Here is a 13,401-nt window from a genome sequence, read left to right as displayed (position 1 = left end):
AAGTTGGAAATGCCCACATGCTGGATGACGGCCTGCGCCCCCACGATCAGGCTGGACGGGCCGTTCTGCAGATCGGGAAGCGTCGCGCGGTAGGCCGCATCGGCCGTGAAACCCGCAGGATAAGCGCGGCTCAGCTCCGGATAAGCGCGAAGAACCGCGGGAAGCTGCAGCGCGGCAACGTCATCCTCCGTCGCGTTGGCCGTATAGTGGCGCAAAACCGCAAGCGCGGCCTCCGCCTCGGCCCGCGTCGGCGGAAGGTCAGCACGGATGTTCATCGTAAACCCCTTCGTGAGTGGTCGAGTCGTTGTCCCTTGGCTCCAAACGACATCAAGAGACATACCGAATCAAAGTTAACAATAGGTTCTGATCGACAGCCCAGAAGAAACCTTTCGCCGGATTTCCTGCCGGCAACGCGGGTGTGCGGCGGCTTGGACCGCGAACTATGGCTGGAACGGAATTTCTGGCTTCGATATGGTGCATCGGACTTTACAAGTTGGCGGGTTCCTGCTGAAGACGCGAGCGGCTTCTTTTGTGCGACCGCCGTTTCGTGAGAGTGCATATCAAGTAAGAGCGGAGTGGATCCGCCACAACGCAGGAGCAGAGTTTCGACGTGTCAGATCGATACGCCCGGGCCCGGCATGACCCCGCGCCGGCAACGGTAGCCGCGTTTCAGGTACGCGGTCGCTTCCTGACTGCACTGACGCTTCGCATCGATGCCGAGCGTGCGGACGATCTTTTCTTTGAGCAGCTTGACGAACAGTTGGGCAGATCGCCACAATTTTTTTCCGGTGCGCCGATCGTGCTGGATTTCGCCAATACCGGCGGCTTTCGCGACGCGGGCCGCATCCGCGATCTGGTGGACAGCCTGCGCAAGCGGGAATTGCGGGTTTTCGGGGTGCAGAACGCCGCAGGCATCGGTGCAGCCGATCTGCAGGCACTGGGCCTGATCACGCTGAGCGCGGGCCGCGACGCCCCGCTGCCGGCCGACCCCGGACCCGCCGCCCCCACGGCCGAGGTGCCGCGCCCGCTGAAGAACAAGGTCATCCGCTCTCCCATCCGGTCGGGGCAGATGGTGGTGGCCGAACACGGGGACCTGACGGTGATCGGTTCCGTCGCCTCGGGGGCCGAACTGGTCGCGGCAGGAAACATCCATGTCTATGGCACCCTGCGCGGGCGCGCGATGGCCGGATGTCATGGCGACGAGGGCGCGCATATCTTCTGCCAAAGCCTGAACGCCGAACTGGTTGCCATTGCCGGTCTTTACCAGACAAATGAGGCGATAGAGGATGCGGCGCGGCAACGCTGCACGCATATTTACCTAGAGGACGAGAAACTTCGAATGGAGGTGATCGCATGACGACGGAAGCCACTGAAAAGCCGCCCCTCGGGCGGGTCATCGTGATCACTTCGGGGAAGGGGGGCGTCGGCAAGACAACCTCTTCCGCGGCGATCTCGGCGGGTCTGGCCAAGCAGGGCTTCAGGACGGTCGTGATCGACTTCGACGTGGGCCTGCGCAACCTTGACATGATCATGGGCTGCGAACGGCGCGTCGTTTTCGATTTCATCAACGTCATTCAGGGCGATGCCAAGCTGAAGCAGGCGCTGATCAAGGACAAGCGGCTGGACACGCTGTCGATCCTGCCCACCTCTCAGACGCGCGACAAGGATGCCCTGACAAAAGAGGGCGTCGAGGAAATCCTGAAAGAGCTGAAGGCAGAGTTCGACTATATCATCTGCGACAGCCCGGCCGGGATCGAGCGTGGTGCCCAGATGGCGATGTATTTCGCCGATGAGGCGGTGGTCGTGACCAATCCCGAAGTGTCCTCCGTGCGCGACAGCGACCGCGTTCTTGGACTGCTGAGCAGCCAGACGAAACGTGCCGAAACCGAGGGTGCCGAACCGATCAAGGCGCAGGTCCTGCTGACCCGTTATGACCAGGCACGCGTCGACAACGGCGAGATGATGACGGTGGAGGATGTGCTGGAAATCCTCGCGGTGCCGCTGCTGGGCGTCATCCCGGAAAGCAAGGCGATCCTGAAGGCATCGAACGTGGGCACGCCCGTCGTGCTGGACGGACCGTCCGCCGCCGCCCAGGCCTATGAGGATGCCGTGTCCCGCCTGACCGGCACGCAGGTCGAAATGCGCATCGTGGGCGAGCCGCGCCCCGGCCTGTTCCAGCGGCTGTTCGGGCGTGCATCATGAACCTGTTCAGCTTTGTCCGCAAACGGCCCCAGCCCAAAAGTGCGCAACTGGCGAAGGATCGGCTGCAGATCCTTCTTGCCCATGAACGCAGCAGCGGCGGTGCCGGAGAGGCCGACTACCTGCCGATGCTGCAGCGCGACATCGTAGAGGCGATCCGGAAATACGTCCCGATCGGCGAAAAGGATGTCGAGGTGCGCATGGAACGCGGTGACCAGATGTCGAGCCTTGAGATCAACATCGAACTTCCGAAGGCGAAATCGTCCAAGACTGGCTGAGCAGGGCCGGCAAGGTTTGCATCGTGGCCGACCTTGCCGGACCGGTGGTGGGCGCCATTTGAAGTGCGACTTCTGTTGCGATGAGGGTAGGGCGGTCATCTCCTGCTTTCCAGCATCTTCTGCCGGAAGGCTTCGGCGGGCGTTCTCCATCCGAGGCATTTGCGTGGCGTTGAGGCGATCGCAGAGCGCGCGGAGGTCCGGCTCGGTGACCTGGCGGATGTCGATGTCGCGGGGCAGCCAGCGGCGGGTGCGGCGATTGGCGTTTTCTACGGATCCTTTCTGCCAAGGTGCGGAGGGATCGCAGAACCAGCTGGCGGTGCCGATCTCGGCCTGCAAGTGCGGCCATGAGACGAACTCGGTGCCACGGTCGAAGGTGATGGATCTGCGGGCGTGATGCGGCAGGTCGCGCAGCAAGGTTGCGATCTTCGCCATGACCGGGGTGCTACGCTTGCTGTCGTTCTTCAGCAGGACCGCGAAGCGGGTCGTGCGCTCGACCAACGAGGTGAGGTTCTGTTGGCCGAAGGTTTGCCGGAACAGGATCAAATCACCCTCCCAATGGCCGAACTCCTTTCGCTGCGCCACGGCTTCGGGTCGGAACAGGATGCTGACATCTCGATGAAACTTCGAGATGCGAGGCCTGCGACCACGTCGTGGTCGGCGCGACTTGCGGTGGGTGGGCAGATACCACCACAGCTCCTGCTTCATACCTTCGCGGCCGTAGATGTAGCGATAGATCGTCTCCTGGCAGGCACGGGGGCGGGCGTTCTCGAGGCGCAGGCGGCCAGCAATCTGTTCCGGTGTCCAGCCGGAGGTGACATGGTCCACGATCCGACGACAGAGTTGCGGATGTCGGATCAGCTTGCGCTGGCGGGCGCGACGGTCGGCCGTGCGGATCTGCGCCGCCATCGCGAAGTAGCCACGCACCTTCGGCATGTCCGCATCGTGGTAGTAGTTGCGCCGGATCTCGCGGAAGATGGTCGAGCGGTGGCGCTTCAGCACTCGCGCCATCTCCTCGACCGAGACCTTCGCATGTCTCCAGCGCTCGATCTTCTTGCGTTCCTCAATGATCAGCTGCGAATATGAGGTGCCCACTCTGCGATCTCCCGTTTGAACAAGTCATTGCATTCAAACAGAAGTCGCAGTTGGAAATAGCGCTCGCCATGGCGCGCTCAACATGACGATAACCGGGATTATGTGATTATGATTTGATCGACGCGCGGATCCGGGTAATCCGCGCGTCGTTCCGTTTCACCAGGCCAGTGCCCGCACCTCGAAGGCTTTCAGAACCTTACGCGCCGTGTGGCCATGGCCGGCAAGGACGGCATCGTTCCCCGCCCCGACAAAGATGATGTCGTCGTTCCAGTTCGTGGTGCCGCTGGAAAGGCCGTCGCCACAATCGACCTTGTCAGTTGGTACGCGGGAAGCAGGATAGACCCCTCGCCGCCATATGCGGCGGGGCCGAAATCCGGCGTGGGAAGGAAGCGGCGGCAGAACGCATAAGCAAAATCGTAATCCTGTCACTGGGGTACCACCCCGACACACGGCGACCAGAAATTGGGCGCGTTTTCAGTTCGACCTGGCCACATCGTCAGGTAACTATCTGTTAACGATTTGCTTTTGCAATTCCCGGTTGTTTCATTCCCCGCCGAAGTGGAGATGCGCCTGAATAAGCCGCACCGGCATCCGCGCGGTGCAGGATGTCTTCGTGCACTGCGGCAGAACGGCCCGCACGGTGTTCTTCTTCCGGTTGATGCGCATGAATCCTGCGGGTGCCGATACGATTTTTCCCGTTTCGATCTTTTCCGTCTTTCGGCTGCGGATTCCCTTTTACATTACCCCCGCAACGCGGCAGCACACGGCAAAGAACAGGAGGATTTGGTGATGAAGGCACTGGTTCTGGAGGAGAAGGACAAGCTGGCCCTGCGCGAGATCGATCTGCCGCAGCAGCTTGGCCCGAAGGACGTTCGCATCAAGGTCCACACCGTGGGGATCTGCGGGTCGGACGTGCACTATTACACCCATGGCAAGATCGGCCATTTCGTCGTTAACGAACCGATGGTGCTGGGCCACGAAGCTTCGGGAACGGTCATCGAGTGCGGGGCCGAGGTGACGGGCCTTGCCCCCGGCGACCGCGTCTGCATGGAGCCGGGAATCCCCGACCCCACCTCCCGCGCGTCCAAGCTGGGCATCTATAACGTTGATCCGTCGGTGCGGTTCTGGGCCACGCCCCCGATCCACGGCTGCCTGACGCCCGAGGTGATCCACCCTGCCGCCTTTGTCTACAAGCTGCCCGAAAGTGTCAGCTTTGCCGAAGGCGCGATGGTCGAACCCTTTGCCATCGGCATGCAGGCGGCGCTGCGCGCGCGCATCCAGCCGGGCGACACGGCGGTGGTCACCGGGGCCGGTCCGATCGGCATGATGGTGGCGCTGGCGGCGCTGGCGGGTGGATGCGCCCGGGTGATCGTGGCGGATCTGGCGCAGCCGAAGCTGGATATCATCGGCGCCTATGACGGGATCGAAACAGTGAACATCCGCGAAACCTCGCTTCCCGATGCGGTGGCGGCGGCGACGGATGGCTGGGGCGCGGATATCGTTTTCGAATGCTCGGGCGCGGCGCCGGCCATCCTGAACATGGCAAACCTTGCGCGGCCGGGCGGTGCCATCGTGCTGGTCGGGATGCCCGTCGATCCGGTGCCGGTGGATATCGTCGGCCTTCAGGCGCGCGAACTTCGGGTGGAAACCGTGTTCCGCTATGCCAACGTCTATGACCGCGCCATCGCGCTGATGGCTTCGGGCAAGGTGGACCTGAAACCCCTGATCACCGCCTCCCTTCCGTTCGATGACAGCATCGCCGCCTTTGATCGCGCGGTCGAGGCGCGCGAGACGGATGTGAAGCTTCAGATCGTGATGCCTGACTGACACGAGCCCCTGCTGATCTGCATGGCGGGCCCTGACCTTTTTCCCCAAGGTCAGGGCCTTGTGGGCCGATATGTCGCGTCTGCTGCCCACTTCCTCTTGCGGGGCGCGCAAAAAAGTATCATTCTGACCTTCCCCATGATGTAGAGGTGGGGACGTTTAGTGGCTATTGTTTCCGGCACTCGTGGCAATACCGGAGGGGGCGGCGCTGCGGGGGCTGGAGGAGACGTGATGCAACCCGACCTGGAACTTGTGCATATTCGCAAGGGTGAAAGCTTTGCGGCCTGGATGCACGGCTATCCGTTCCGGACGGTGCGGTGGCATTATCATCCCGAATATGAAATTCACCTTGTTGTCGCCACCTCGGGCAAATTCTACGTGGGCGATTTTGCCGGAACGTTCGGTCCCGGCCAGTTGATCATGACGGGCCCGAACCTGCCGCAGAACTGGATTTCGGACGTGGCAGCGGGGGAAAGCGTCAGCGCCCGCTCTCTCGTGATTCAATTTCCCGAAAGCTTCATCGAAAACGCCTGCGCCAACATTCCCGAAACGGAGGCGATGCGCCCCCTGCTGGACCGCAGCCGCCGCGGCCTTTTGTTCGATGCGGCAACCAGCGATGCCGTCCGCCCCCTGATGACGCGCCTGATCGAGGCGCAGGGCATGGTGCGCATCGCGCTGTTCTGGCAGATCCTTGGCCATCTTGCCGCCGCGCCCGACCCCGAGGTGCTGGCCAGCCTGAGCTATGAGCTTGATCTGGGCAAGCAGACGCAATGCGGCGTGAACCGCGCCATCGCCCACCTGCGCGAGAATCTGACCGAAAGCGTGGATGAAAAGGAACTGGCCGATCTGGTCGGCCAAAGCCCAAGCGCCTTTTCCCGCGCCTTCAAGCGCCATACCGGATCGACGCTGGTGCGATACAAGAACCAGCTGCGCGTGGATCTGGCCTGCCAGATGCTGCTGACGCGGCCCGACATCAAGGTTTCGGAAATCTGCTATCAGGTGGGTTTCGGCAACCTGTCCAATTTCAACCGCCATTTCCTGAAGCTGAAAGGCATGTCGCCTTCGCAGTTTCGCGCGACCTTTGCCGCCAACGGCGCATTCACGCTTCGGGAACAACCTGTTCGGACGATGCCGTCCGACGCCGGGCAAACCATGCCCGTCACTGCACATAAGGGAGGAACTTTCGAATGAAGAAAACACTTCGCACGGCCTCGGCCATGGCGCTTGCCCTGTCGGTCGCCGCACCGGCAATGGCACAGGATGGCCTGAAGATCGGGATGTCGTTCCAGGAACTGAACAACCCCTATTTCGTGTCGATGCAGGAAGCGCTGCGGGACGCGGCCGAAAGCATCGGTGCCGAAGTCGTGGTGACCGACGCGGCCCATGATGTTGCCAAGCAGATCTCGGACGTCGAGGACATGCTTCAGCAGGACATCGACATCCTGCTGCTGAACCCCACCGACAGCGCCGGCGTGGAAGCCGCCGTTCGGATGGCCAAGGCGCAGGACGTGATCGTGGTTGCCGTTGACGCACAGGCCAACGGCCCCGTCGATACCTTCGTCGGTTCGAAGAACCGCGATGCCGGCTACATGTCGTGCAAGTATCTTGCCGATGAACTGGGCGGCGAAGGCGAAGTCGCGATCCTTGACGGCATCCCCGTCGTTCCGATCCTGGAGCGTGTTGAAGGCTGTAAGGCCGCGCTTGAGGAATACGAAGGGATCGAGCTGGTCGACACGCAGAACGGCCGCCAGGACCGTTCGGTCGCACTGGGCGTGGTTGAAAACATGATCCAGTCGCACCCGAACCTCGCGGGCATCTTCTCGGTCAACGATGGCGGCGCGATGGGTGCGCTTGCGGCGATCCAGGGCTCGGGCCGCGACATCAAGCTGACCTCGGTCGATGGTGCGCCCGAAGCCGTGAAGGCAATCGCCGATGGCGGGCCGTTCATCGAAACCACGGCGCAGTTCCCGCGCGATCAGGTTCGCGTGGGCCTGGCGATGGCGCTGGCGCAAACCTGGGGCGCCCGCGTCGTTCCGGCCGAGGTTCCGATCGACGTGCGCGTCGTTGATTCCGAAAACGCAGCCGATTTCGCCTGGTAATCGGCCACCGGCACCGCCCCTTCAGGGCGGTGCCACTTCAACCGGAGGCAGCCCATGCTGGAACTGAACGGCATCAAGAAAAGCTTCGGCCCCGTCGAGGTGCTGCACGGCGTAGACCTGACGGTCCGCGGGGGCGAAGTGCATGCCCTGCTTGGTGAAAACGGTGCGGGCAAGTCCACGCTGATGAAGATCGTCAGCGGCATCCTGCAGCCCACCGAAGGCACCATCCGCGTGGATGGGCAGGAACGCCAGTTCGCCGATTACGACGAAGCGATCGAGGCCGGCATCGGCATCGTCTTTCAGGAATTCAGCCTGATTCCTTATCTGAACGCGGTCGAGAACATGTTTCTTGCACGCGAGATGAAGACGCGTCTTGGCCTTCTGGACACGCGCGCCATGCGCAACCGCGCGCAGGAAATCCTGCGCAGGCTGGACGTGTCCCTGCCGCTGGACGTGCCGATCGGGCGCCTTTCGGTGGCTGAACAGCAATTCGTGGAGATCGCCAAGGCCCTGTCGCTTGAAGCGCGGATCCTTGTGCTGGATGAACCCACTGCCACCCTGACCCCGTCCGAGGTGGAGCACCTGTTCAAGGTCATGCGCGAATTGCGCAAGCAGGGCGTGGCCATCGTCTTCATCTCTCATCACCTTGAAGAGATTTTCGAGATTTGCGACCGCATCACGGTCCTGCGCGACGGCAATTACGTGGCCACCTGCGACGTGGCCGATACGGATACCGACCGGTTGGTGGAAATGATGGTCGGGCGGCGGATCGAAAACAGCTTCCCGCCGAAACCCGCCATCGCCAAAAGCGCGCCTGTCGTGCTGGACTGCGAGGAGGTGCAGCTTCGCAAGGACGGCCCGCTGTCGTCGTTCCAGCTGCGTCAGGGGGAAATCCTTGGCTTTGCCGGTCTTGTCGGATCGGGGCGCACCGAAACGGCGCTGGCCATGCTGGGCGCTTATCCCGCCACGCGCTGCAAGCTGCGCGTGAACGGCACCGAAACCCGTTTCCGCGATCCGGCCGAAGGGTTGATGCAGGGTATCGGCCTTCTGCCCGAAAGCCGGAAGGAACAGGGGCTGATCACCAGCTTCTCCATCCTGCAGAACATCTCGATCAACAATTACGGCAAGTATCGCAAGGGCCACTGGTTCATCGACCTGAAGGCCGAACGCGCCGCCACGCAGGACGCGATGAAGCAGGTGCGCGTGAAGGCGCAGGGGCCCGATGCGCGGCTGGACACGCTTTCGGGCGGCAACCAGCAGAAGGTCGTCATCGCGCGCTGGCTGAACCACCAGACCCGCGTTCTGATCTTCGACGAGCCTACGCGCGGCATCGATGTCGGCGCCAAGGCGGAAATCTATGCCCTGATGCGCGAATACACGGCGCAGGGCCACTCGATCATCATGATCTCGTCCGAACTGCCCGAGGTGATCGGCATGTCCGACCGCGTCTGCGTGTTCCGGTCGGGCGGGATCGTGGCGACGGTGGAGGGCGATCACATCAACTCAGAGGAAATCATGACGCACGCCACCACGGGGAGGACCCGCAATGTCGCATGAGGCAACAGCCGGCCGCGGCTTCGATCTGCGCCGCATGATCCATTCGCCGCTGGCCCTGCCGCTGATCGGCCTGATCGTGGTGTCGGTGCTGATGGGTTTTGCCAGCGACAACTTCTTTTCGGTGTCGAACATCTTCAACGTGCTGCGGCAGGTTTCGATCATCGCGATCCTTGCGGTCGGGATGACCTTCGTGATCCTGACGGGCGGGATCGATCTGTCGGTGGGCGCTGTCATGGCGCTGGCCGGCACGATCGCGGCCGGTCTGATGGTGAACATGGGCATGCCCGGCTGGGTCGGCCTGTTGGCAGGCATCGGCGTGGGCGTGGTGCTGGGGATCTTCAACGGCTTCCTTGTGGCCTGGGGCCGGATGCCCGCCATCATCGTGACACTGGCCACGATGGGCATGGCGCGGGGCCTTGGGCTGATCTATTCGGGGGGGTATCCGATCTCGGGCATTCCGTCGTGGATTTCGTGGTTCGGCGTTGGGCGCATCGGCATCGTGCCGGTGCCGGTGATCGCCATGGTCATCATCTATGCGCTTGCCTGGGTTCTGTTGCAGCGCACGGCCTTTGGCCGCCACGTTTATGCCATCGGCGGGAACGAACTTGCCGCCAAGCTGTCGGGCGTGAAGACGCAGCGCGTGAAACTGGCGGTGTATGCCATCTCGGGCCTTACCGCCGCGCTGGCCGCGATCATCCTGACGGGCCGCCTGATGTCGGGCCAGCCGAACGCCGGCGTGGGGTTCGAGCTTGATGCGATCGCCGCCGTCGTTCTGGGTGGCACGGCCATCGCGGGCGGGCGCGGGCTGATCCTTGGCACGCTGATCGGCGCAATCCTTCTGGGCATCCTGAACAATGGCCTGAACCTGATGGGGATCAACCCCTACATGCAGGACGTGATCAAGGGCCTCATCATCCTTCTGGCCATCTATATCGGGCGCGAGTGGCGCTGAATGTCGGAGAAGAACATGTCTGTATCCCTGAACGGCAAGATCGCCGTCATCACCGGCGCCGCTTCGGGCATCGGCCTTGCCACGACCGAGCGTCTGCTGGAACGCGGCGCCACGGTTGTCATGGTCGACTGGGACGAAACCGCACTGCAGGCGGTCGTGGCCAAGCTGGGCGACCGCGCCATCCCGCAGGTGACGAACCTGCTGGATGCCGAAAGCTGCAACGCGATGGTGCCCGAGATCCTGTCGAAGGTCGATCACATCGACATCCTTTATTGCAACGCCGGCAGCTATATCGGCGGCGATCTGGTGGACACGACGCCCGCAGCCATCGACCGGATGCTGAACCTGAACATCAACGCGGTGATGAAGAACGTCCACGCCGTGATCCCGCACATGATGGGCCGCAAGACGGGCGACATCATCGTCACCTGCTCCATCGCGGGGCACTTCCCGGCAGAGTGGGAGCCGGTCTATTCCGCCTCCAAATGGGCGATCACCAGCTTCGTGCAGGGTGTGCGCCGCCAGATGATCCCGCATGGCGTGCGCGTGGCGCAAGTGTCCCCCGGCCCTGTGGTGTCCGCCCTGCTGGCCGACTGGCCCGAGGAGAACCTGCGCAAGGCCAAGGAATCGGGCAGCCTGATGGACCCCGAGGAAGTGGCCGACGCCGTCGAATACATGCTGACGCGCAAGCGTACGGTGACGGTGCGCGACCTGATCATCATGCCCACGAACTTCGCACGGATGTAAGATGTTCATTGGCGTTGATGTCGGAACCGGATCGGCCCGCGCGGGTGTGTTCGACGCGGCGGGCACGCTGCTGGCCACCGCAAAGCACGATATCGACATGCATGTTCAGGGCGCGCATGTCGAACAATCCAGCACGCAGGTCTGGCAGGCGGTCTGCGCCTCGGTCCGGGCGGCGATGCGGGGGCTTGATGCCGCGCAGGTGAAGGGCATCGGCTTCGACGCCACCTGCTCGCTTGTGGTGGAAGGGCAGCCGGTTGGCGATCCCGCCCACCCCGAACGTGACATCATCGTCTGGATGGATCACCGCGCGCTGGAACAGGCCGCGCGCATCAACGCGGGCAAGCATGCGGTGCTGCGCTATGTCGGGGGGCGCATCTCGCCCGAGATGCAGACGCCGAAGCTGCTGTGGCTGAAGGAAAACCTGCCGGCGGTTTATGCCAACGCCGCGCATTTCTTCGACCTGACGGATTTCCTGACATGGAAAGCCTCGGGTGCGGCGGCGCGGTCGTCCTGCACCGTCACCTGCAAATGGACCTATCTTGCCCATGAAGGGCGGTGGGACGCCGATTATTTCCGTGCCATCGGCCTTGGCGATCTGGCGGATGAAGGGTTCGCCCGTATCGGCACCGAGGTTGTTCCCCCCGGAACTGCCTTGGGTTCGGGCCTGACCGCGCAGGCCGCGGCCGATCTGGGCCTGCCCGCCGGCACCGCCGTTGCTGCGGGGCTGATCGATGCCCATGCGGGCGGCGTCGGCACCGTGGCCGCGGGCGGCGATGCGACCGCCTGCCTTGGCTATGTGTTCGGCACATCGTCCTGCACGATGACCACCACGCGCGATCCGGTTTTCGTGCCGGGCGTCTGGGGGCCATATTATTCCGCGATGGTTCCGGGGATGTGGCTGAACGAGGGCGGGCAATCCGCCGCCGGCGCAGCCATCGCCCGCCTTCTGAACCTGCACCCCGCCCGTGCCGAGGCCGAGGCCCTTGCGCAGGAGGCCGGCATCGGCCTGCCGCATTGGCTGGCCGACCGTGCCGTGGAACTGGCGGGCGGCCTTTCCGAAACCGTGCGCCTGGCCGATGGACTGCATGTCGTGCCCGAATTTCTTGGCAACCGCGCCCCTTTTGCCGATCCGCATGCGCGGGCGGTGATCCTGGGGATGGGGATGGAGCAGGATATCGCCTCGCTTGTGGCGCTGTATGTCGCGGGGGTGTGCGGGCTGGGCTATGGCCTGCGCCAGATCATCGCCACGCAGGCCGAATATGGCGCGCCGGTTTCCACTATCTCGGTTTCCGGCGGGGCGGCGGCCCATCCCCTGACGCGGCAGATCCTTGCCGACGCCACCGGGCTGGAGGTCGAGGTGACGGATTGCGCCGAACCCGTTCTGCTTGGCTCGGCCATGCTGGGGGCGGTGGCGGCACGGGCCTATCCCGATCTGCAGACCGCCATGCCCGCGATGTCGCGCATCGCCTCGCGCTGCGCGCCCTCCCCCTCCTTTGCGGCGCGGCATGGCCAGCGCTTCGAAGGTTTCCTGACCCTTCAATCCACGGCCCGCGCGCTTCGCGATGCCGAACCTTCCAGCGGAGACGACAATGCAATTCACGGGTAAGCGCGTCATCATCACGGGCGCTGGCAAGGGTATCGGCCGCGCCTGCGCAAAGGCCATGGCTGCACGCGGGGCCGAGGTGATCGCCCTGTCGCGAACCGCATCGGACCTTGAAAGCCTGCGGGCCGAGATCGGCGGCCAATCCATCGCCGTGGACCTTCAGGACGCAGCCGCCACCCGCGATGCGATGGCAAAGGCGGGAACGGCGGACTTCCTGATCAACAGCGCCGGCATCAACGTGCTGCAAAGCACCTTCGACATGACCGATGACGGGTATGAGGCGGTTCTGGGTATCAACCTGCGCGCGGCCCTTATCACCTGCCAGGAATTCGCCCGCGCCCGTGTTGAGGCGGGCGGCGGCGGCGCGATCGTCAACATCACTTCCATCGCGGGGCATCGCGGTTTTCCCGATCACCTTTGCTATGCCGCGTCCAAGGCGGGGCTGGAAGGCGCCAGCCGCGTTCTGGCGCGGGAGCTTGGCCCCCACAACATCCGCGTGAACTGCGTTGCCCCCACCATCACCCTGACGGAACTGGCCGCCGAGGCATGGAGCGAGCCCGCCAAGGCAGAACCGATGATGGTGCGCCACCCCCTCAACCGCTTCGCCGAGGCGGAAGAGGTTGCAGACGCCATCGCGATGCTGCTGTCGGACGATGCGCGGATGCTGACGGGCGCGGTTCTGCCGGTGGATGGCGGCTTCCTCGCGGTGTAAGGAAGCGCATCGCCGGCGCTCGCCTGCCCCGTCAGCCCAAACTGGCTCACCTTGGAGATTAGCGGCCATTCAGGGCCGGGCCGCGGCTGCGCGCGAACTTCATGCTATCCTCGAACGTGGCAAAGATCTCGGGACAGGCGGGATCAGCCACCCCCACATCCGCGGCAGGAAGACAGCCGAACCTGTTCCACACGCGGTCCATTTGGGCGTACCCGTATCGAAAGAACGCGAAGGCGGCATCCGGCGCGTCGCTGCCGGCGAGGGGCACGTTCACCCCCTCTTTCAAGCCCTAGGCACATTCGCCTCCTTCCGGCATCGGCATCGGCATCGGCAGCGGG

General features: G+C 63.6%; 12 protein-coding genes and 2 pseudogenes. 11 read left to right on the top strand and 3 right to left on the bottom strand.

Annotated elements, in window-relative coordinates; translation table 11 throughout:
* Nucleotides 1-275 (bottom strand): annotated as a pseudogene (locus tag JX25_RS14995) (GTP cyclohydrolase FolE2); the annotation flags it as partial.
* Nucleotides 276-610: 335 nt separating this feature from the next.
* On the opposite strand from JX25_RS14995, the gene minC reads away from it, so the two are divergent.
* Genes minC through minE form a run of 3 tightly spaced genes read left to right on the top strand, consistent with a single transcriptional unit; the run spans nucleotide 611 to nucleotide 2,477 of the window.
* Nucleotides 611-1,357 carry a septum site-determining protein MinC gene (gene minC / locus JX25_RS12525; protein WP_128255432.1) on the top strand — a complete coding sequence of 249 codons (747 nt, stop codon included), beginning with the start codon at nucleotides 611-613 and terminating at the stop codon, nucleotides 1,355-1,357.
* On the top strand, nucleotides 1,354-2,202 hold the full coding sequence (minD, locus tag JX25_RS12520) for a septum site-determining protein MinD (RefSeq protein WP_128255431.1): 849 nt from the start codon (nucleotides 1,354-1,356) through the stop codon (nucleotides 2,200-2,202). Before minC ends, minD begins: the two co-directional genes overlap by 4 nt.
* Nucleotides 2,199-2,477 (top strand): cell division topological specificity factor MinE, encoded by a 279-nt coding sequence (minE, locus tag JX25_RS12515; RefSeq protein WP_128255430.1) that lies wholly within the window; start codon nucleotides 2,199-2,201, stop codon nucleotides 2,475-2,477. The genes minD and minE overlap by 4 nt, the downstream gene beginning before the upstream one ends.
* Before the next feature lie 95 nt (nucleotides 2,478-2,572).
* Here the strand turns inward: minE and JX25_RS12510 are convergent.
* Nucleotides 2,573-3,569: pseudogene (locus tag JX25_RS12510) on the bottom strand (IS30 family transposase).
* Nucleotides 3,570-4,358: 789 nt separating this feature from the next.
* Here JX25_RS12510 and JX25_RS12505 point away from each other — a divergent pair.
* The 8 genes from JX25_RS12505 to JX25_RS12470 all read left to right on the top strand — a co-directional run bounded on the left by JX25_RS12505 (nucleotide 4,359) and on the right by JX25_RS12470 (nucleotide 13,063).
* A complete protein-coding gene (locus JX25_RS12505; RefSeq protein WP_128255429.1) occupies nucleotides 4,359-5,396 on the top strand; it encodes an NAD(P)-dependent alcohol dehydrogenase in 1,038 nt (345 codons plus the stop codon).
* A gap of 228 nt (nucleotides 5,397-5,624) precedes the next feature.
* Entirely contained in the window at nucleotides 5,625-6,584 is a 960-nt protein-coding gene (locus JX25_RS12500) for an AraC family transcriptional regulator (RefSeq protein ID WP_128255428.1), read from the top strand.
* Nucleotides 6,581-7,492 carry an ABC transporter substrate-binding protein gene (locus JX25_RS12495; RefSeq protein WP_128255427.1) on the top strand — a complete coding sequence of 304 codons (912 nt, stop codon included), beginning with the start codon at nucleotides 6,581-6,583 and terminating at the stop codon, nucleotides 7,490-7,492. The genes JX25_RS12500 and JX25_RS12495 overlap by 4 nt, the downstream gene beginning before the upstream one ends.
* A gap of 54 nt (nucleotides 7,493-7,546) precedes the next feature.
* Nucleotides 7,547-9,049: a sugar ABC transporter ATP-binding protein gene (locus JX25_RS12490; RefSeq protein WP_128255426.1), complete on the top strand. Its 1,503-nt coding sequence runs from the start codon at nucleotides 7,547-7,549 to the stop codon at nucleotides 9,047-9,049.
* Entirely contained in the window at nucleotides 9,039-10,001 is a 963-nt protein-coding gene (locus tag JX25_RS12485) for an ABC transporter permease subunit (protein WP_128255425.1), read from the top strand. Before JX25_RS12490 ends, JX25_RS12485 begins: the two co-directional genes overlap by 11 nt.
* A 15-nt stretch (nucleotides 10,002-10,016) precedes the next feature.
* Nucleotides 10,017-10,748, top strand: coding sequence for an SDR family oxidoreductase (locus tag JX25_RS12480; protein ID WP_128255424.1), 732 nt, complete (start codon nucleotides 10,017-10,019; stop codon nucleotides 10,746-10,748).
* Nucleotide 10,749: 1 nt separating this feature from the next.
* A complete protein-coding gene (locus JX25_RS12475; protein WP_128255423.1) occupies nucleotides 10,750-12,354 on the top strand; it encodes an FGGY-family carbohydrate kinase in 1,605 nt (534 codons plus the stop codon).
* Entirely contained in the window at nucleotides 12,338-13,063 is a 726-nt protein-coding gene (locus tag JX25_RS12470) for an SDR family oxidoreductase (RefSeq protein ID WP_128255422.1), read from the top strand. The genes JX25_RS12475 and JX25_RS12470 overlap by 17 nt, the downstream gene beginning before the upstream one ends.
* A gap of 58 nt (nucleotides 13,064-13,121) precedes the next feature.
* On the opposite strand, the gene JX25_RS12465 is transcribed toward JX25_RS12470, so the two are convergent.
* Entirely contained in the window at nucleotides 13,122-13,337 is a 216-nt protein-coding gene (locus JX25_RS12465; RefSeq protein ID WP_128255421.1) for a hypothetical protein, read from the bottom strand.
* Between the last annotated feature and the right edge of the window lie 64 nt (nucleotides 13,338-13,401).

Source organism: Falsirhodobacter deserti, from assembly GCF_004015795.1.
Taxonomy (GTDB): domain Bacteria; phylum Pseudomonadota; class Alphaproteobacteria; order Rhodobacterales; family Rhodobacteraceae; genus Falsirhodobacter; species Falsirhodobacter deserti.
This window is presented reverse-complemented; position numbering and strand designations above follow the sequence as displayed.

What these genes read in the sequence shown, in the direction of transcription:
- minD (WP_128255431.1), top strand. Translation starts at nt 1,354, where the DNA reads ATGACGACGGAAGCCACTGAAAAGCCGCCCCTCGGGCGGGTCATCGTG.
- minE (WP_128255430.1), top strand. Translation starts at nt 2,199, where the DNA reads ATGAACCTGTTCAGCTTTGTCCGCAAACGGCCCCAGCCCAAAAGTGCG.
- JX25_RS12505 (WP_128255429.1), top strand. Translation starts at nt 4,359, where the DNA reads ATGAAGGCACTGGTTCTGGAGGAGAAGGACAAGCTGGCCCTGCGCGAG.
- JX25_RS12500 (WP_128255428.1), top strand. Translation starts at nt 5,625, where the DNA reads ATGCAACCCGACCTGGAACTTGTGCATATTCGCAAGGGTGAAAGCTTT.
- JX25_RS12495 (WP_128255427.1), top strand. Translation starts at nt 6,581, where the DNA reads ATGAAGAAAACACTTCGCACGGCCTCGGCCATGGCGCTTGCCCTGTCG.
- JX25_RS12490 (WP_128255426.1), top strand. Translation starts at nt 7,547, where the DNA reads ATGCTGGAACTGAACGGCATCAAGAAAAGCTTCGGCCCCGTCGAGGTG.
- JX25_RS12485 (WP_128255425.1), top strand. Translation starts at nt 9,039, where the DNA reads ATGTCGCATGAGGCAACAGCCGGCCGCGGCTTCGATCTGCGCCGCATG.
- JX25_RS12480 (WP_128255424.1), top strand. Translation starts at nt 10,017, where the DNA reads ATGTCTGTATCCCTGAACGGCAAGATCGCCGTCATCACCGGCGCCGCT.
- JX25_RS12475 (WP_128255423.1), top strand. Translation starts at nt 10,750, where the DNA reads ATGTTCATTGGCGTTGATGTCGGAACCGGATCGGCCCGCGCGGGTGTG.
- JX25_RS12470 (WP_128255422.1), top strand. Translation starts at nt 12,338, where the DNA reads ATGCAATTCACGGGTAAGCGCGTCATCATCACGGGCGCTGGCAAGGGT.